This is a genomic window from Microbispora corallina, assembly GCF_016863035.1.
Classification (GTDB): domain Bacteria; phylum Actinomycetota; class Actinomycetes; order Streptosporangiales; family Streptosporangiaceae; genus Microbispora; species Microbispora corallina.
Genome location: NZ_BOOC01000029.1, coordinates 105,968 through 123,541 on the forward strand (window position 1 = coordinate 105,968; position 17,574 = coordinate 123,541).

The following is a 17,574-nucleotide window of genomic DNA, read 5'->3' on the forward strand; positions in this document are numbered from 1 at the left end:
CCGCGAGCCCCGCGCCGCGGGGCCCCGACGGGCCGTGTCGTCCTGATCGAGTACGGCGAGGACGGCGGGCTGGGGCGCCCCCGTCGTCGTCTGGCGGCCCGGGGAACCGGGCCGGGGGCGCCCCTCGGAAGGGGAGACGCCCGCATGGGAACCGGCCGGGGGACGGCTCCGACACCACGAGGCGCCGGAACCCGCCCGGGCGGCCTCGGACATGTTCCCGGCGCCACCGGGCCGCCGCCGGCCGTATGCGGAGGCGTCCCCGTCGCCGGCCCTCGCACGGGCGGAACCGGAGGCGTCCCCGAGGCCGGCCCTCACGCGGGCGGATCCGGGACCGTTCCCGAGGCCGGGGCGAACCGGGAGCGAGCCGCAGGGATGCCCGCCCGTACCGCCGCCCGCGGGACGGCCGCCGGTCGCGGGCGTCACTCGCGGCCCACGTCCCGGTGGCTGACCTGGACGTCCATGCCGCGTTCGCGCAGGCGGGCGCCGAGTTGCTCGGCCATGGCGACGCTGCGGTGCTTGCCGCCGGTGCAGCCGACGGCGAGGGTGGCGTACCCCTTGCCCTCGCGGGCGTAGCCGGCGGCGACCACGCCGAAGACGTCCTCGTACCCGTCGAGGAACTCCTTGGCGCCCGGCTGCCCGAGCACGTAGTCGCGGACCGGGGCGTCGAGGCCGTTCATCGGGCGCAGCTCCGGCACCCAGTGGGGGTTAGGCAGGAACCGGCAGTCCACCACCATGTCGGCGTCGACCGGCAGGCCGTACTTGTAGCCGAACGACACCACGTTGACCTTGAGCCCGGGGCGGTCGTCGCCGCCGAAGAACGAGACGATCTTCTTGCGGAGCTCGTGCACGTTGAGCAGGGACGTGTCGATGACGAGGTCGGCGTTGGCCCGGATCTCCCGCAGGATGCCCCGCTCGCGGTCGATGCCGTCCACGAGACGCCCGTCGCCCTGCAGCGGGTGGGGGCGGCGCACGTTCTCGAACCTGCGGACCAGCTCCTCGTCGCTGGCCTCAAGGAACACCACCCGGACGCCGACGCCGCGGGCGACCAGCTCCTCGATCGCGGCGTTGAGGTCGGTCGTGAACGCGAGGCTGCGCACGTCGACCACGGCCGCCACCTGGTCGGTGGCCATGTTGACCCGGCCGGCCTCCTCGGCGAGCGAGGACAGCAGCCCGGGCGGCAGGTTGTCGATGACGAACCAGCCGAGATCCTCCAGGGCCTTCGCGGCCGTGCTGCGCCCGGCCCCCGACATGCCCGTGACAACAACGAACGCCGGCTCGTTGGTGCTCATCGCCCGCTCACCGCCCTGCTCGACATCGGCGACATCGGCGGCACCGCCACGCCCGCGGGCGGCGCGCTCCCATCCGTATGCGGCGCGCTCCGTCCCGGAGCAGCGCCTACGTGCCGGAGCATGTCATCTGTGCGCTGCTCCCCGCCACCGGCACGCCGCATCGTAAGGGTCATGACCCCTGCCCGGCGGGGGAGGGACTCTCGCCGCGAAGGGCGGCCACGATGGCCTCGGCGGTCGACGGGCCGATGCCGGGCACCGCGCAGATCTCCTCGGCCGTCGCCTCGCGGAGCCGCTTCACCGACCCGAAGTGGCGCAGCAGCGCCTGGCGGCGGGCCGGTCCGAGCCCGGGAACCTGGTCGAGCGCGCTCTCCTTGAGGCTCTTCGACCGCTTCGCCCGGTGGAAGTTGATCGCGAACCGGTGGGCCTCGTCGCGGACGCGCTGTAAGAGATAGAGGCCCTCGCTCGCGCGGGGCAGGATGACCGGCTGGTCGTCGCCGGGGAGCCAGACCTCCTCCAGCCGCTTGGCCAGCCCGCACACGGCGACGTCGTCGATGCCGAGCTCGTCGAGGGCGCGCTGCGCGGCCGCCGCCTGCGCGGGTCCGCCGTCCACCACGACGAGATTGGGCGGATACGCGAACTTGCGCGGCCGGCCCGTCTCCGGGTCGATCGGCATGCCCGCGCCGGGGTCGGCCTGCGAGGCGCCGTTCACGCCGCCGCCCGCCCCCGCGTCGTTCATGCCGCCCGGCCCGTCGCCGTTCTCGCCCAGGTCGCCGGTGACGGACTCGCCGTCGAGCTCCCCGGTGGCCACGCGCTCCTCGAGGTAGCGCTTGAAGCGGCGGCAGATCACCTCGTAGATCGACGCGACGTCGCCGTCGCCGCTCCTGATGGAGAACCGGCGGTACTCGCTCTTGCGGGCGAGGCCGTCCTCGAAGACGACCATGGACGCCACCACGTTGGAGCCCTGGATGTGCGAGACGTCGTAGCACTCGATGCGGAGCGGGGCCTGGTCGAGGTCGAGGGCGTCGGCGATCTCCTGGAGGGCGCGGCTGCGGGTGGTGAGGTCGCTCGCGCGGCGCAGCTTGTGCTGGGCCAGGGACTCCTTCGCGTTGCGCTCGACCGTCTCCATCAGGCTCTTCTTGTCCCCGCGCTGCGGGACGCGCAGGTCGACGCGGGCGCCGCGCTGCTCGCTCAGCAGCTCGATCACCGCGTCCGTCTCCGGGGGCAGGGCCGGGACGAGGATCTCCCTGGGGATGGAGGCCTCGCCGTACATCTGGAGCAGGAAGTGCTCGACGAGCTCGCCGGTGGCGGCCTCCTCGACCTTGTCGACCACCCAGCCGCGCTGCCCGCGGATGCGCCCGCCGCGCACGTAGAAGACCTGGACGGCCGCCTCCAGCGGGTCCTCCGCGAGGGCGATCACGTCGCAGTCGGTGCCGTCGCCGAGGACGACCGTCTGCTTCTCCAGCGCCCGCTGCAGGGCCTGGACGTCGTCGCGCAGCCGGGCTGCCCGCTCGTACTCCTCGACGGCCGCCGCCTCGCGCATCTCACGCTCGAGCCGTTTGATGAACCGGCCGGTGTTGCCGGACATGAAGTCGCAGAAGTCCTCGGCGAGGGCCCGGTGCTGCTCCGGGCTGACACGGCCGACGCAGGGCGCCGAGCACTTGTCGATGTAGCCGAGCAGGCAGGGCCGGCCGATCTGCCCGGCCCGCTTGAACACCCCGGCCGAGCAGGTGCGCACGGGGAACACGCGCAGGAGCAGGTCGACCGTCTCCCTGATGGCCCAGGCGTGGGAGTACGGGCCGAAGTAGCGGGTGCCCTTGCGCTTGGCGCCCCGCAGCACCTGGACCCGGGGGAAGTCGTCCCCCATCGTCACGGCCAGGAAGGGGTACGACTTGTCGTCCCGGTACTTCACGTTGAACCGGGGGTCGAACTCCTTGATCCACGAGTACTCGAGCTGGAGCGCCTCGACCTCGGTGTTGACCACCGTCCAGTCGACGGAGGCGGCGCTCGTCAGCATCGTCTGGGTCCGCGGGTGCAGCCCGGCGAAGTCGGCGAAGTAGGAGTTCAGCCGCTGGCGCAGGCTCTTCGCCTTGCCCACGTAGATCACCCGGCCGCCCGGGTCGCGGAAGCGATAGACGCCTGGCGATTCGGGAATCGATCCGGGCGCCGGTCGGTAGGTTGCCGGATCCGCCACAACTGCAAGCCTACTTGGCCCGACCGACAGTCCGGCCGCCGACGATCACGATCCGGCGGTGACCGGTCGTGCCGGGGAGACGCGGACGCCCCCGGCCGCCGATCGAGGGGCTGGGGGCGTCACCGCGTGGGTCGCGTCCCGTGGATCCGCCGGAGTCGCGTCGCGACGGCGGAGTCCGCGGCGCGCCTACGCCAGGCTGATGCTGTCGCCGTTCACCGTGATCTTCTTCTCGGCGAGCGGCTGCGTGGCCGGGCCGTTGGCGACCGAGCCGTCCTTGGCGCTGAACTTGCTGCCGTGGCAGGGGCAGTTGATCGTGCCGTTGGAGACGCTGCCGACCGTGCAGCCCTGGTGGGTGCAGACGGCGCTGAACGCCTTGAAGTCGCCGGCCGTGGGCTGCACGATGACGATCTTCTGGTCCTCCAGCACCTTGCCGCCGCCGACGGGCACGTCCGACGTCTTGGCGATCGCGTCGCCGCCGCCACCGCCGCCCTCCGCCGTGGTGGCGGTGGAGTCCGCGGTGCCCTGGTCGGCCGCGGGCACCGCCTGGGAATCGCCGGAGCTGTATCCGGCGCAGGCCGTCAGCGCCACGGCCAGGCCGGCCCCTCCCGCACCGAAGATCACAGCGCGGCGTGTCGTATCCGTCATGCTCGTCCTTCCCTCCACGGCCGGCCCGGGCGTCTGCGCCCGATCCGCACCGCTATGCGTCACCTATGTCGTTAGGTACGGCTCTCGCCGCCATGCTGGTTCAGCATGATGCAGGGAAGGCCATAAAACTGCGGATAAATACGCACTGGACGCCCAGGTCACAGGCCGAGGATCTTCTCGAGGAAGCGGCCGGTGTGGCTCTCCTCCACCCGGGCGACCTCCTCCGGCGTCCCGGTGGCGACGAGCCTGCCGCCCCGCGAGCCGCCCTCGGGGCCCATGTCGATGACCCAGTCGGCCGTCTTGATCACGTCGAGGTTGTGCTCGATCACGATCACGGTGTTCCCCGCGTCGACGAGCCGGTTGAGCACGCCGAGGAGCCGGCGGATGTCCTCGAAGTGGAGACCGGTCGTCGGCTCGTCGAGGACGTAGACCGTCCGCCCGGTCGACCGCCGCTGGAGCTCGGAGGCCAGCTTGACGCGCTGGGCCTCGCCGCCGGACAGCGTCGTGGCCGGCTGGCCGAGCCGGACGTACCCGAGGCCGACGTCGTTGAGCGTCTGCAGGTGGCGGCGGATCGCGGGGATCGCGTCGAAGAACTCCAGCGCCTCCTCGATCGGCATGTCGAGGACCTCGGAGATCGTCTTGCCCTTGTAGTGGACCTCCAGCGTCTCCCGGTTGTAGCGGGCGCCGTGGCAGACCTCGCAGGGGACGTAGACGTCCGGCAGGAAGTTCATCTCGATCTTGATGGTGCCGTCGCCCGAGCAGGCCTCGCAGCGGCCGCCCTTGACGTTGAAGCTGAACCGGCCGGGCAGGTAGCCGCGCACCTTCGCCTCGGTCGTGGCCGCGAACAGCTTCCGCGCGTGGTCGAACACGCCGGTGTAGGTGGCCGGGTTGGACCGGGGCGTGCGGCCGATCGGCGACTGGTCGACGTGGACGACCTTGTCGACCAGGTCGGTGCCGAGCACCCGGGAGTGCCGCCCGGGCACGGTGCGGGCGCCGTTCAGCTCCTTGGCGAGCGCGCTGTAGAGGATGTCGTTGACCAGGGTCGACTTGCCCGAGCCCGAGACGCCGGTCACCGCGGTGAACACGCCGAGCGGGAACTCGACGTCGACGCCGGTCAGGTTGTGCTCCCGCGCGCCCTTGACCACGAGCTGGCGCTTGCGGTCCCGCTTGCGCCGCGACGCGGGCACGACGATCGACTTGCGGCCCGACAGGTAGGCGCCGGTGAGCGACTGCTCGCTGGCCAGCAGCTCCTTGACCGTGCCGGACACGACGACCTGGCCGCCGTGCTCGCCCGCGCCGGGCCCGATGTCGACCACCCAGTCGGCGGCCGCGATCGTGTCCTCGTCGTGCTCGACCACGATCAGCGTGTTGCCCATGTCGCGCAGCCGGATCAGGGTCTCCAGCAGCCGCATGTTGTCGCGCTGGTGGAGGCCGATGGACGGCTCGTCCAGGACGTAGAGCACGCCGACCAGGCCGGAGCCGATCTGGGTGGCCAGCCGGATCCGCTGCGCCTCGCCGCCGGCGAGCGTGCCGGCCGCGCGGTCGAGGGTGAGGTAGTCGAGGCCCACGTCGAGCAGGAAGCCGAGCCGGGCGTTGATCTCCTTGACCACGCGCTCGGCGATGTGCATGTCGCGGTCGGACAGCTTGAGCCCCGACAGGAAGGCCGCGCACTCGCCGATCGACATGGCGGACACGCCGGCGATCGATGCGTCCCCGACCGTGACCGCGAGGGAGACGGGCTTGAGCCGGCGGCCGCGGCAGGCCGGACAGGGCACCTCGCGCATGAAGCCCTCGAACCGCTCCCGGCTGCTGTCGCTCTCCGCCTCGGCGTGGCGGCGCTGCACCCACGGGATGACGCCCTCGAACGTCGTGTAGTAGGAGCGCTGCCGGCCGTACCTGTTGCTGTAGCGGATGTGCACCTGCTCGTCGTGGCCGTGCAGGATCGCCTTCTGGGCCTTCTTGGACAGCCGCTCCCACGGCGTGTCGAGGTCGAAGCCGAGCGCGTGGCCCAGCGCCTCGATGAGCCGGATGAAGTAGTCGCTGGTGTGCCCGTTCGCCCAGGGGCTGATCGCGCCGTCGCCCAGCGTGCGCTCGGGGTCGGGCACGACGAGCTCGGGGTCGACCTCCATGCGGGTGCCGAGGCCGGTGCACTCGGGGCAGGCGCCGAACGGCGAGTTGAACGAGAACGACCGGGGCTCCAGCTCCTCGAACGACAGGTCGTCGTACGGGCAGTAGAGGTGCTCGGAGTAGAACCGCTCCCGGTTGGGGTCGCCCTCGGGCAGGTCGACGAAGTCGAGCGTGATCGTGCCGCCGGACAGCTGCAGGGCGGTCTCCACCGAGTCGGTCAGCCGCCGCCGCGCGCTCTCCTTGACGGCGAGCCGGTCGACGATGACCTCGATGTCGTGCTTCTCGTACTTCTTGAGGGCGGGCGGCTCCTCCAGCCGGACCACCGTGCCGTCCACCCTGGCCCGGGCGAAGCCCTTGGTCTGCAGCTCGCGGAACAGCTCGGCGTACTCCCCCTTGCGGCCGCGGATCACCGGCGCGAGCACCTGGAACCGGGTGCCCTCCTCCAGCTCCAGGACGCGGTCGACGATCTGCTGCGGGGTCTGCCGGGCGATCGGGCGGCCGCACTGGGGGCAGTGGGGCTTTCCGATCCGGGCCCACAGAAGACGGAGGTAGTCGTAGACCTCGGTGATGGTGCCGACGGTCGACCGCGGGTTCCGGCTGGTCGACTTCTGGTCGATGGAGACGGCCGGGGACAGGCCCTCGATGAAGTCGACGTCGGGCTTGTCCATCTGGCCGAGGAACTGCCGGGCGTACGCCGACAGGGACTCGACGTAACGCCGCTGACCCTCGGCGAAGATCGTGTCGAAGGCCAGGCTCGACTTGCCGGAGCCCGAGAGCCCGGTGAAGACGATCAGAGCGTCTCGCGGCAGGTCCAGCGAGACGTCCTTCAGGTTGTGCTCACGTGCGCCACGCACGATCAGGCGGTCAGCCACGGTGGTCCCGATAGGTCGATGGTGTGAATGGAGGTGCTTGGGCAGGCTATCCAGAGCCACCGACAATTCCGGGGGCATCGTCCGGCGGCCGGGGCGGGGCCGGGTGTCTCGACCCGTCTCGACGGTCACGCCCCCGCTCTTTCAGGGTATGGCTTCCGTCAAACCCGCGCCCGCCGTCCGGTGGAAACCCCTGCTTGTAGAACCGCCCGCCGCTGCGCGGTCTTCCCGGTGGCCGCGCGCCGGAGCCGCTGGTCCATGATTGCCTCATGTCGGTGATGGAGGACTACCGCGCCGAGCTGGCCGCGTCCACCGAGCGGCTGCTGGAGACGGCGGCCGGGCTCGACGACGAAGACGTGCGCGCGCCGTCGCTGCTGCCCGGGTGGACCATCGGGCACGTGCTCGCCCACGTCGCCCGGAACGGGGACAGCTACGTCAACCTGCTCACGTGGGCGAGGACCGGCGTGCGCACGCCGCAGTACCCGACGCTCGACGCGCGTGAGGCCGCGATCGCGGCGGGAGCCGTACGGCCGGTCCGGGAACTGGTGGACGACCTGCGGATGAGCGCCGAGCGGCTCGAGCGGGCGATCGAGAGCACGCCTCCCTCGGCCTGGCGGGCGACCGTGAGCGCGATGCGCCCGCCCCCGCACCCGGCCTGGTACGTCCCGATGCGGCGGCTGCGGGAGGTGGAGGTGCACCACTCCGACCTCGGCACGGGGTACGGCTGGCGCGACTGGCCGGACGCGTACGTCCGCTGGGACCTGTACGACAGCATGCTCTCCTGGCCGTACGGCCGGGGCCCGGTGAGCGAGATCGTCGCCCGGGAGCCGGCGCCGCCGGGCTCGCCCGTGGGCTCCTCCAGAGTCCGGGTGTGGCGCGGCCTCGGCGACGGCCCCTCCGTGGAGGGGGCGCCGCGGGAGCTGCTCGCCTGGCTGACCGGCCGCTCGGCGGGCCAGGGCCTCAGCATCCGGCCGCCCGAGCCGCCGCCGTGGCTGGCGCTGCCGGCGCCACCCGGCCTGCCGGCCGAGCCCCCGCCGTCCTGGCCCCCGGCCGATGACTAGCGTTACCCCTTGAGAGAGATGGGGAGGACCATGAGCTACACCGGAGACGTCACGAGGGGCGGCCCCGCCGACGTCCGGGAGCTTCCCGGGCTGACGATCTCGAAGATCGAGGTCGGCGACTTCGCCAACAACGCCTACCTGCTGCGCTGCACCGAGACCGGCGACGGCCTGCTGATCGACGCGGCCGCCGAGCCGGACCGGCTGCTGGAGCTGATCGGCGACATGCCGATCAGCTCGATCGTCACCACCCACCGGCACCTCGACCACTGGGGCGCCCTGAAGGACGTCGCCCAGGCGACCGGCGCCCAGGTGGTGGCCCATCCGCTGGACGCCCCGGAGCTGCCGGTCCCGGTCACCCTGGAGGTCGGGCACGGCGACCGGGTCACGGTGGGCGTCGTCACGCTCGATGTCATCCACCTGCGCGGCCACACGCCGGGGTCGATCGCGCTGCTCTACCAGGACCGCCACCTGTTCACCGGGGACTCCCTGTTCCCCGGCGGCGTGGGGAACACCGAGAAGGACCCGGCCCGGTTCGAGCAGCTCTACACCGACGTCGTGGAACGGATCTTCGACCGGCTGCCCGACGAGACGTGGGTGTACCCCGGCCACGGCCGCGACACCACGCTGGGCGCCGAGCGCCCGTCCCTGCCGGAGTGGAAGGCCCGCGGGTGGTGAACGGCCCCACCCGGTGAGCACGCCCGCGGCCGGCGGGCGGGGACACAGCCGGCCGGCCGCACGGCGGGAGGGCGGGCCGGGACGGCCGGCGACGCAGACGCGGGCGCACATCTGGTGATTTAACGTGTTTTCCGGGCAGCGGCACCGGCACGGATTCGTCGGAGGAGCCCCCGGATGACCCCCCTCGCGAGCGCGGCCGCCGCCTGGAGCGGCCACGACACCCGGCTGATCGTGGCCGCCCTTGCGGGCATCGCCGTCATCGTGGTGCTGATCACCAAGCTGAAGGTCCACCCGTTCCTCGCGCTCGCGCTGGGCTCGGGCGTGCTCGGCCTGGCGGCCGGCATGCCGTTCGCCAAGCTGATCGACGGCTTCTCGACCGGCCTCGGCACGACCGTCGCCGGCGTCGGCGTGCTGATCGCGCTCGGCGCCATGCTGGGCAAGCTGCTCGCGGACTCGGGCGGGGCGGACGAGATCGTGGACGGCATTCTGCGCCGCAGCGGCGAGCGGGCGCTGCCGTGGGCGATGACGCTCATCGCCGTGCTGATCGGCCTGCCGATGTTCTTCGAGATCGGGCTGGTCCTGCTGATCCCGGTCGTGCTGCTGGTGGCCCGCCGCGGTTCCCGGCCGCTGATGCTGGTGGCCGTGCCCGCCCTGGCCGGCCTGTCGGTGCTGCACGGCCTCGTCCCCCCGCATCCGGGTCCGCTGGTCGCGATCAGCACGCTCAAGGCCGACCTCGGCATCACGCTTGGCCTGGGTCTGCTGGTCGCCGTCCCCACCGTGATCGTGGCGGGGCCGCTGTTCGGCCGGTTCGCCGCCCGCTGGGTGGACGCCGTGCCGCCCGAGCGCCTCGTCCCCGAGGCGAGGGACGGTGCGACCGAGCGGCGGCCGGGGTTCGGCGTGACGCTGGCCACGATCCTGCTGCCGGTGGTGCTCATGCTGGGCCGGGCCGTGGCCGAGATCGCGCTGCCGGACGGCAACGGCGTCCGGGCCGTGCTCGACGTGCTCGGCACACCGCTGCTCGCGCTGCTGGTCGCGGTGGTCGTGGCGATGTTCACGCTCGGACGGGCCGCCGGGTTCGGCCGCGACCGGATCTCCTCCGTGATCGCGGACGCGCTGCCGCCGATCGCCGGGATCCTGCTCATCGTCGGAGCGGGCGGCGGTTTCAAGCAGACGCTCGTGGACTCGGGCGTCGGCAAGGTGATCAGCCAGGCGGCTCAGGGCGCCCACGTGCCGGTGCTGGTGCTGGGATGGCTGATCGCCGTCGGCATCCGGCTGGCCACCGGCTCGGCCACCGTCGCGACGATCTCCGCGGCCGGCATCGCCGCTCCGCTGGCGGCCGGGCTGAGCCCCGCGCACCTCGCCCTGCTCGTGCTGGCGATCGGCTCGGGCTCGCTGTTCTTCTCCCACGTGAACGACGCGGGGTTCTGGCTGGTCAAGGAGTATCTGGGGATGACCGTCGGGCAGACCATCCGGAGCTGGTCGGTCATGGAGACGATCATCTCTGTGGTGTCGTTCGCCTGCGTGCTCCTGCTCGGCCTGGTCGTCTGACCCGACCGGCTCCGAGCGGACGCGGGATCAGGCCTCGCCGAGGCTGGGATGCGGCCGGGGGTCGCCCGTGGTGAAGACCTTCACGATGCGGTCGGCCGCGGCGGCCGGCTCGTCGGCGCTCTCCACCACGTCGCCCCAGGACCAGCGGTAGAACCAGCCGTCCGACATGGCCACGCAGTCGACCGTCTCGCTGAACAGCGCCGCGTCGGGATCGCGCACCTTGAGTGAGGGCGGGTCGGGGCGCAGCGACGCCTCCAGCCCGCGGATCTCCAGCTCGCGTGCGAGCTTGCCGAGGAAATACGTCCGGGTGTGCTCACGAGGCATGTCGACCAGGGCTCCGTCTTTGGACTAGGCGTTGTCTCCAGATGAGGTGGCCGGGCCCAAGACTAGGGGCCCCGCCGATCGGGGCCCCTGTCCGCTCACCGACGTCAGCCCACGTTCATCGAGCGTCGTTCCCTGCGCTGCTGCTTTTTGAACATGAGAACGCGCAACGGGATGGCAGAGACGATGGCGATCTGCATGGTCGCGCCCACGGTGATCAGCTGGTCGCCCCCGGCGAGACGGGCCGCCCAGATCGTCAGGCAGGCCACGTTGATCATCATCCAGGCGAGCACGACGGCGGCCAGGTTGCCCTTCGGCTTCGGGTACTCGATGCGGCTCACCATCAGCCACGCCACCGCGACGATGCCCGCGATGGTGAAGTAGCTCGGCTGGAAGAGCAGCACGATCGACACGACGGTCATGGCGCCCATCGGGATCGGCAGGCCCATGAAGTCGCCGCTCTTCGTCTTCACACAGGCGAAGCGGGCCAGCCGCACGACGCCGGCGAGCAGGATCGACCCGGCCGCGAACAGCACGAGCAGCAGCGGGAGCCGTCCGGAGAACCCGCCCCACACCACCACCATGAACGCCGGGGCGAAGCCGAAGCTGATCACGTCGGCCAGGTTGTCGAGCTCGGCGCCCATCGCGGACGCGCGGAACTTCCTGGCCACCAGGCCGTCGAACAGGTCGCAGGTCGCGCCGACGAGCAGCAGGACCACGGCCGTCCCGAAGAAGCGGGGGTCGGGCTCGAACTTGTGGCTCGACTGGAGGTCGGTGATCGCCGACCAGGCGAGCACGCAGACCGCGAGGAAGCCGCTGAGCGCGTTGCCGAGCGACAGGGAGTCGGCGGCCGACAGGCGGAACGCCTTGCCGACCGGGCCGCGCGGCTCGTCCGACTCCTCCACGGGCCAGACGGCGTCGGCGCCGAGATCAGATGTGGTCAAGGCGTGTCACCCCCGCGGTCGTGCGCTGGCCGACGGTGACCGCGGGGGCCACCCCTTCGGGCAGGTAGACGTCCACCCGGGAACCGAGCCGGATCAGGCCGATCCGCTCGCCCTGCCACACCTTCGCTCCCGCCGCGAGGTACGGCACGATGCGGCGGGCGACGGCGCCCGCGATCTGCACGAGTTCGATGTCGCCGAGAGCCGTGTCGAAGTGCCAGACCACACGCTCGTTCTTGTCGCTGTCCTTGTTGAACGCCGGTGCGAAGCCTCCAGCCACGTGCTCCACGGAGGTCACCGCGCCGGCCGCCGGAGCCCGGTTGACGTGGACGTTCAGGGGGCTCATGAAGATCGCCACCCTCGTCCGGCCGTCCGGCCACGGGTCGATGCTCTGCACCACGCCGTCCGCCGGCGAGATGAGCCGGCCCTCGCCGGGCACGCGCTCGGGGTCGCGGAAGAACCAGAGCATCCCCCCGGTGAGCGCGGTGAGCGGCACCGCCGCCAGCGCCCAGCGGGACGACCTGCGCGTGAGGAGCGTGGTCACGGCCGCGGCAGCGGCGGCCGGGGCCAGCCACGGCGAGACCCCCCGCGCGAGCCGGATGCGGCCCCGGGAACTTGCCGCGTACCCGGAGCCGGGGTCGCGGGGCAACGAATCGTTGGACACAGGGAACCTTTGTACTCGGAAGGCGACTATGGACCGGAATGCGCGTTAGCGATCGATGTTACCGATTCCACGGTCATCGCACGGCACAAACGAGACAAGCAAACAGGGTCATTGCCCGTTTCGCTAGCCCTGCGAGGCTTCCGCCGGAGCGACCACCTCGTCACGGCTGCGGGCTTTGAGCAGGCTCGCGATGGTCGTCACGGTCATCGTGGCGCCGATGACCGTCAGCGAGACCCAGATGGGAATCTGGGGAGCCCATGACACGTGGCTGTCGTGCAACTGCTCAACAATGAGCTTAACCCCGATGAAACCGAGGATGAACGCGAGCCCGTAGCTGATGTAGACCAGGCGCTGCAGCAGGCCGCCCAGCAGGAAGTAGAGCTGACGCAGTCCCATCAGGGCGAACGCGTTGGCGGAGAAGACGATGAACGCGTCTTTCGTGAGCCCGAAGATGGCCGGGATCGAGTCGAGCGCGAACAGCAGGTCGGTGGTCCCGATGGCGATCATCACGATGAGCATCGGGGTGACCATGCGCCTGCCGTCGACCCGTACCGTGACCCGTGAGCCGACGTAGTCGGAGGTGGTCGGGAACAGCCGGCGCGCCCAGCGCAGCAGCAGGTTCTCGGTGAACTCCTCCTCGCCCTTGCCGTGGTCGCGGATCAGCGTGTACGCGGTGTAGACGAGGAAGACGCCGAAGACGTAGAACAGCCAGCTGAAGCGGGTGAGCGCGGCGGCGCCGATGGCGATGAAGACGCCGCGCATGACGAGCGCGAGCACGATGCCCACCAGCAGGACCTTGTGCTGGTAGATCCGCGGCACCCCGAACCGCGACATGATGATGAAGAAGACGAACAAGTTGTCGATACTGAGGCTGTACTCGGTCAGATAGCCGCCGAAGAACTCCCCTCCAGCCTGGCCACCCGCCCAGATGCTCAAGACCACGCCGAACAGCACGGCGAGGCAGACGTAGAAGCCGACCCAGATGCCCGCCTGCCGCACGGAGAACTCCCGTGGCTCACCACGGTCCACGATCCACAGGTCGACGGCGACCACGACCATCAGTCCCAGGATGACGGCCAGCCAGACCCACAGGGGAAAATTCATGTCCAAACCCTCCGGCACGCGCGTCGAACACACTGCCGGAGGTCTCTCCCGCCCGCACACGCCGTGGCGGACCGCCAGCCCCGGGCGCAACGCCGTGATGACGGGACTGTCGCGAAGGGATACTCCCCCCCAACTCGTCCAGTATATGGATCAGGGTTAGCCTCACCTAATCCCTGGCAGAAATCCGTCGACCGGCCCGGCCGGCTTCGCGATCACCCAGGCGCCCAACACGGAGATGTATCCCATTGGCGGCTCAACTGTCACTCTCAGGACAGGCTGCTGGGACCGGCCGGCCAGGAGATTCGGTCCTCGGTCCCGGCACGCCGGCCCGACCGTTATGTCCCGTTCAGACACGCGTCCCCGGGCCGCCGAAGGGCCCGGGAACCGCGGAGCGTCAGGCCGCGCCGTCGCCCGCCGGCAGGCCGTACGCGTCGAGCACCGCGGCGACCGCCTCGGCCTCGCCCGCGAGCCCGGCCCCGCGCCGGGCGGCGGCGTCGGCGAGCCGGGCCGCCAGCGCGGGGTCGCCGAGCAGGCGGCCGATCTCGCGGGCCAGCGCGCCCGGATCCTCAGGCGGGACGAGCAGGCCGGCGTCGCCGACCATGCCGGGGATGCCTCCGACGCGGGTGGCGATGATCGGCCGGCCCGCGCGCAGCGACTCCTGCACGCTCAGCGGCTGCCCCTCCCACCTGCTGGGCACGATCACGGCGTGGGCCACCTGCAGCAGGTCGGGCGTGCGGGCCCAGCCGTAGAGGATCACCGGCAGCCGTTCGGCGTCGATCCTGGCCTGCAGCCGCGGCCGCAGCGGCCCGTCGCCGGCGATCATGAACAGCGGGTCGCCCTTGTACGGCCCGGCCGCCGCGTCGAGCAGGGTCTCCAGGCCCTTCTGCTGCGCGAGCCGGGCCACGGTCAGCAGGATCGGGCGATCCGCCCCTGCTCCGGGGAGCAGCCGTTCCAGGTCGGCCCGCACCTGCTCCGGGCCGCGCTCGGGCGCGCCCAGCGGCGGGGCCGGGACCACGGCGGACGACACCCGGCGCGCGCCAAGTGCCCGCATGCGCGCGCCGAGGTCGGGCGAGACCACGAGCACGTGACCGGCCCGCCGCGCGACGATGCGTTCGAGGACCCGGTAGACCACGCCGACCACGCCTGCGGCGGTGACCGCGTTGTGCAGGGTGACGACGAGCCGGGGGCGGCGGCGCGCGCCGAGCAGGGCGAGTGACGCGAGGGCCCCGGCGCGCAGGCCGTGCGCGTGGACGGCGCCGGCCCCGCGCGCGGCCCGCCGCAGCCGCACGATGGAGCGCAGGTCCGCCGCTGAGGGCCGGTCCGCGATCGGCACCTCGGCGAATTCGGCGCCCGCGCCGGTGAAGCCGAATGCCTCCTCCGTGTCGCGCGGCCCCGCGACGACGACCTCGTGGCCGCGCGCGGCCAGCCCCTCGGCCAGCATCCGCACGTGGCGTCCCACGCCGCCCGCGCTCGTCCCGAGCGCCAGCACCAGCCGCGTCACGCGGCCCCTCCCCTCGTCCGGAACCTGGTCAGGACGGCCCCCAGGGCCTCCCGGTCGGCCGCCGCCGTGACGGCGGCCCCGGCGGCCAGGGCCACGACCGCGGCCAGCGCGGCGGTCGCCAGGGCCGTCCAGGGGCCCTCCCCGCCGGTCAGCCGCACGGCCGCCGCGCCCGCGAGGAATCCGGCCCCGCCGCCGAGCACGGCCGCCGCCACCGCCCGAGGCACCCCCTGCACGGCGTCCGCGCCGCGGGCCGCCGCCACGGAGGCCAGGAGCAGCGCGCCGCCCACCGTCATTCCCACGGCCTGACCGGCGGCCAGCCCGCCGAGCCGCCACTCGCCCGGCAGCAGCAGCGCGAAGGCCACCTGCGCCGCGCCCGCGGTGAGCCAGCCGATCACCATGCCCCGGGCGGCCGCCCTCCCCCGCCCGGCCGCGTACAGGACGCGGCTGAGGTGGGCCGTCAGCCCGTAGCCGACCAGGCCCGGGGCGAACAGCGCGATCGCCCGGGCGAACGCCTCCGGCGCGACCCGCGTGTCCGCCTGGCTCAGGAAGACGTGCGCGACCGGCCCGGCCGCGGCGGCCAGCGCTCCGGCGGCCAGCCCGCAGACGAGCACCACGGCGCGGGTCGTGCGGGCCGACAGCGCGGCGAACCCCTCGCCGTCCCCGCCCTCGGCCCGGGCCGCGAGCACCGGGAACGCGCTGGTCGCGATCGGCACGGCCAGCACGGCGTACGGGACCTGGTAGACGGCCCAGGCGTAGTTGTAGGCCGCGAGGGCGCCGCCGCCCACCTCGCGGTTGGCCAGCGGGATCACCAGCGCCATCGCCGCCTGCTGGGCCAGCAGCCCGCTCAGCCCCGCCAGCGCCAGCCGCCGCACCTGCACGGCCACGCCGTCCGGGAAGCGCAGGACCGGCCGCCACCGCAGCCGGAGCACGGCGGCGGGCCCGGCGACGGTCACGACCAGGGCGAGCACGCCGAGCGTGGTGCCCGCGGACAGGGCGTACTCGGCCGGCCCGGGGACCGAGGCGGGGTCCCGGTCGCCGCCGCTGAGCGGGACGAAGGCGAGGTACGCGACGATCACGACGACGCTCGACACGAGCGGCGCGAGCGCCGGTCCCGCGAAGCGCCGGTGGGCCTGGAGCACGCCGTACAGGACGACGGCCATGCCGTACAGCGGGATCTGGGGCGCGAAGACGACGAGCATCCGGGTCGCGACGGCGGCCACCTGGGCCGGATCGCAGCCCGGGACGGCGGCGCCGAGCAGCAGCCGCGTCACCGGACCGGCGACGAGCGCGGTGATCACGGTCAGCGGGACGAGCAGGACCACCACCCACGTCATCAGCGCCGACGCGATGCGGCCCGCCTCGGCCCGCGCCTCCTCCGTGGACCGCCCCGCGGACCCGGCGAGGACCGGGACGACCATGCCGGCCAGCGCCCCGCCCGCCACGACCTCGAAGACGATGTTCGGCACCTGGTTGGCGGTGTAGTAGGCGGTGGCCAGGCAGTTCGTGCCGACCGCCCGGGCGAACGCGAGCTGCTTGGCGAAGCCGGTGACGCGGGCGAGGACCGTGATGGCCCCGATCAGGACCGCCGCCCCGGCGACCCCCCGCGCGAGCCCGCCGTTCCCGCCCAGCCGTGCGGCGAGGCGGACGCGCGACGGCCCGGCGGCCCTGCCCGAGGTCACGCGGACGGCCGTGCCGTTCCGGCCGGGGACAGCGGAGGACGGCGGCCGAGCATGTCGATCCGGTTCAGCACCGGGTTGCCGGCGATGACCTTGGTGAAGCTGACCTTCTCCGACGCGGCGGTGAGCGCGGCGACCGCGCCGAGCGCGACGAGCCGCCCGGTCCGGCCGAGACGGGCGGTGGCGGCGAGGCCGAGGAGGGCGCCGAGCGCGTTGGCGCCGGCGTCGCCGAGCATCGCCCGCTCCCCCAGGTCCTCGGGCAGCAGCGCCGCCGCCGCGCCGAGCGTCACGCCCGTCAGCGCCGCGGTCTGCCGCGAGCGCGGGCCGCCGGGCCGGGCCAGCGACGCGGCGAGCAGCGGCGCGCCGGCGAGCGCGCCCGCCTTGATCGCCCGGCCGGGCCGCAGGTCGAAGAGGTTGGCGAGGTTGGCGGCGCCCGCGACGAGCGCCCCGTCCACGAGCGTGTCGACGGCCCTGACCGCCGGGGACGACGGCGGGCGCGGGGTGAGGGCGGCGGCCGCGAGCCCGGCCGCCCCGATGCCGAGGATCTTCACGGCGCCGCTGGTGACCTCGCCCCGCGCGAGCGCCGCGAGGTGGCCCTTGAAGCCCTTGGAGGAGGACGTCCCGGTCACGTCGTCGTACGCCCCGAGGACGCCGCTGCCCGCCCCGGCCAGCAGGGCCGCGGCGCGGGCGCGCAGGGGCAGCCCGGGGGTGAGCGCCACGGCGGCGGCCGTACCGGCGACGAAGGCCGGGCCCTCCAGCAGCGTGACCGGCTCGCCCCGGTGGTTGACCCGGGTCCAGTACTCGTCGGCGGTCTTCTCGTCGCCGAGCGGCGGGCGGCGGCGGAAGGCGGCGTAGGCCGCGCGGGCCGCGACGGCGCCGAGCGCGGCGCCGATCAGGGCCGCTGCGCGCGTCCCGGCCGGGGAGCGTGTGGCCACGGCTGGTTCCTTCTCTCGGGGTCCCGC

Annotated in this window: 14 protein-coding genes; 3 read left to right on the plus strand and 11 right to left on the minus strand. The window is 73.0% G+C overall.

What is annotated here, in order from left to right; genetic code table 11:
* Positions 1-419: 419 nt before the first annotated feature.
* The 4 genes from rapZ to uvrA all read right to left on the minus strand — a co-directional run bounded on the left by rapZ (position 420) and on the right by uvrA (position 7,124).
* Positions 420-1,289: an RNase adapter RapZ gene (gene rapZ / locus Mco01_RS25915; RefSeq protein WP_204059471.1), complete on the minus strand. Its 870-nt coding sequence runs from the start codon at positions 1,287-1,289 to the stop codon at positions 420-422.
* Positions 1,290-1,458: 169 nt separating this feature from the next.
* Positions 1,459-3,480 carry an excinuclease ABC subunit UvrC gene (gene uvrC, locus Mco01_RS25920; RefSeq protein ID WP_204059472.1) on the minus strand — a complete coding sequence of 674 codons (2,022 nt, stop codon included), beginning with the start codon at positions 3,478-3,480 and terminating at the stop codon, positions 1,459-1,461.
* A gap of 186 nt (positions 3,481-3,666) precedes the next feature.
* The gene (locus Mco01_RS25925; RefSeq protein ID WP_204059473.1) at positions 3,667-4,125 is read right to left on the minus strand and encodes a Rieske (2Fe-2S) protein; all 459 of its coding nucleotides are present in this window, start codon (positions 4,123-4,125) and stop codon (positions 3,667-3,669) included.
* A gap of 158 nt (positions 4,126-4,283) precedes the next feature.
* The gene (uvrA, locus tag Mco01_RS25930; protein WP_204059474.1) at positions 4,284-7,124 is read right to left on the minus strand and encodes an excinuclease ABC subunit UvrA; all 2,841 of its coding nucleotides are present in this window, start codon (positions 7,122-7,124) and stop codon (positions 4,284-4,286) included.
* Between the two features lie 266 nt (positions 7,125-7,390).
* On the opposite strand from uvrA, the gene Mco01_RS25935 reads away from it, so the two are divergent.
* From Mco01_RS25935 to Mco01_RS25945, 3 genes are all read left to right on the plus strand, one after another.
* Positions 7,391-8,182, plus strand: coding sequence for a maleylpyruvate isomerase family mycothiol-dependent enzyme (locus tag Mco01_RS25935; RefSeq protein WP_204059475.1), 792 nt, complete (start codon positions 7,391-7,393; stop codon positions 8,180-8,182).
* A 30-nt stretch (positions 8,183-8,212) separates the two neighbouring features.
* Entirely contained in the window at positions 8,213-8,857 is a 645-nt protein-coding gene (locus tag Mco01_RS25940; protein ID WP_204059476.1) for an MBL fold metallo-hydrolase, read from the plus strand.
* Positions 8,858-9,031: 174 nt separating this feature from the next.
* Entirely contained in the window at positions 9,032-10,405 is a 1,374-nt protein-coding gene (locus Mco01_RS25945; RefSeq protein WP_204059477.1) for a GntT/GntP/DsdX family permease, read from the plus strand.
* A gap of 27 nt (positions 10,406-10,432) precedes the next feature.
* On the opposite strand, the gene Mco01_RS25950 is transcribed toward Mco01_RS25945, so the two are convergent.
* From Mco01_RS25950 to Mco01_RS25980, 7 genes are all read right to left on the minus strand, one after another.
* Positions 10,433-10,729, minus strand: coding sequence for a hypothetical protein (locus Mco01_RS25950; RefSeq protein ID WP_036318462.1), 297 nt, complete (start codon positions 10,727-10,729; stop codon positions 10,433-10,435).
* A gap of 104 nt (positions 10,730-10,833) precedes the next feature.
* Positions 10,834-11,670: a CDP-diacylglycerol--serine O-phosphatidyltransferase gene (pssA, locus tag Mco01_RS25955; protein ID WP_036318460.1), complete on the minus strand. Its 837-nt coding sequence runs from the start codon at positions 11,668-11,670 to the stop codon at positions 10,834-10,836.
* A complete protein-coding gene (locus Mco01_RS25960) occupies positions 11,657-12,331 on the minus strand; it encodes a phosphatidylserine decarboxylase (RefSeq protein WP_372444989.1) in 675 nt (224 codons plus the stop codon). The genes pssA and Mco01_RS25960 overlap by 14 nt, the downstream gene beginning before the upstream one ends.
* Before the next feature lie 123 nt (positions 12,332-12,454).
* Positions 12,455-13,435 (minus strand): TerC family protein, encoded by a 981-nt coding sequence (locus Mco01_RS25965; RefSeq protein ID WP_204059478.1) that lies wholly within the window; start codon positions 13,433-13,435, stop codon positions 12,455-12,457.
* Positions 13,436-13,829: 394 nt separating this feature from the next.
* The gene (locus Mco01_RS25970; protein ID WP_239103921.1) at positions 13,830-14,936 is read right to left on the minus strand and encodes a glycosyltransferase family 4 protein; all 1,107 of its coding nucleotides are present in this window, start codon (positions 14,934-14,936) and stop codon (positions 13,830-13,832) included.
* Entirely contained in the window at positions 14,933-16,615 is a 1,683-nt protein-coding gene (murJ, locus tag Mco01_RS25975) for a murein biosynthesis integral membrane protein MurJ (protein WP_239103922.1), read from the minus strand. The genes Mco01_RS25970 and murJ overlap by 4 nt, the downstream gene beginning before the upstream one ends.
* Positions 16,612-17,547 (minus strand): hypothetical protein, encoded by a 936-nt coding sequence (locus tag Mco01_RS25980; RefSeq protein WP_204059479.1) that lies wholly within the window; start codon positions 17,545-17,547, stop codon positions 16,612-16,614. The genes murJ and Mco01_RS25980 overlap by 4 nt, the downstream gene beginning before the upstream one ends.
* Positions 17,548-17,574 lie beyond the last annotated feature (27 nt).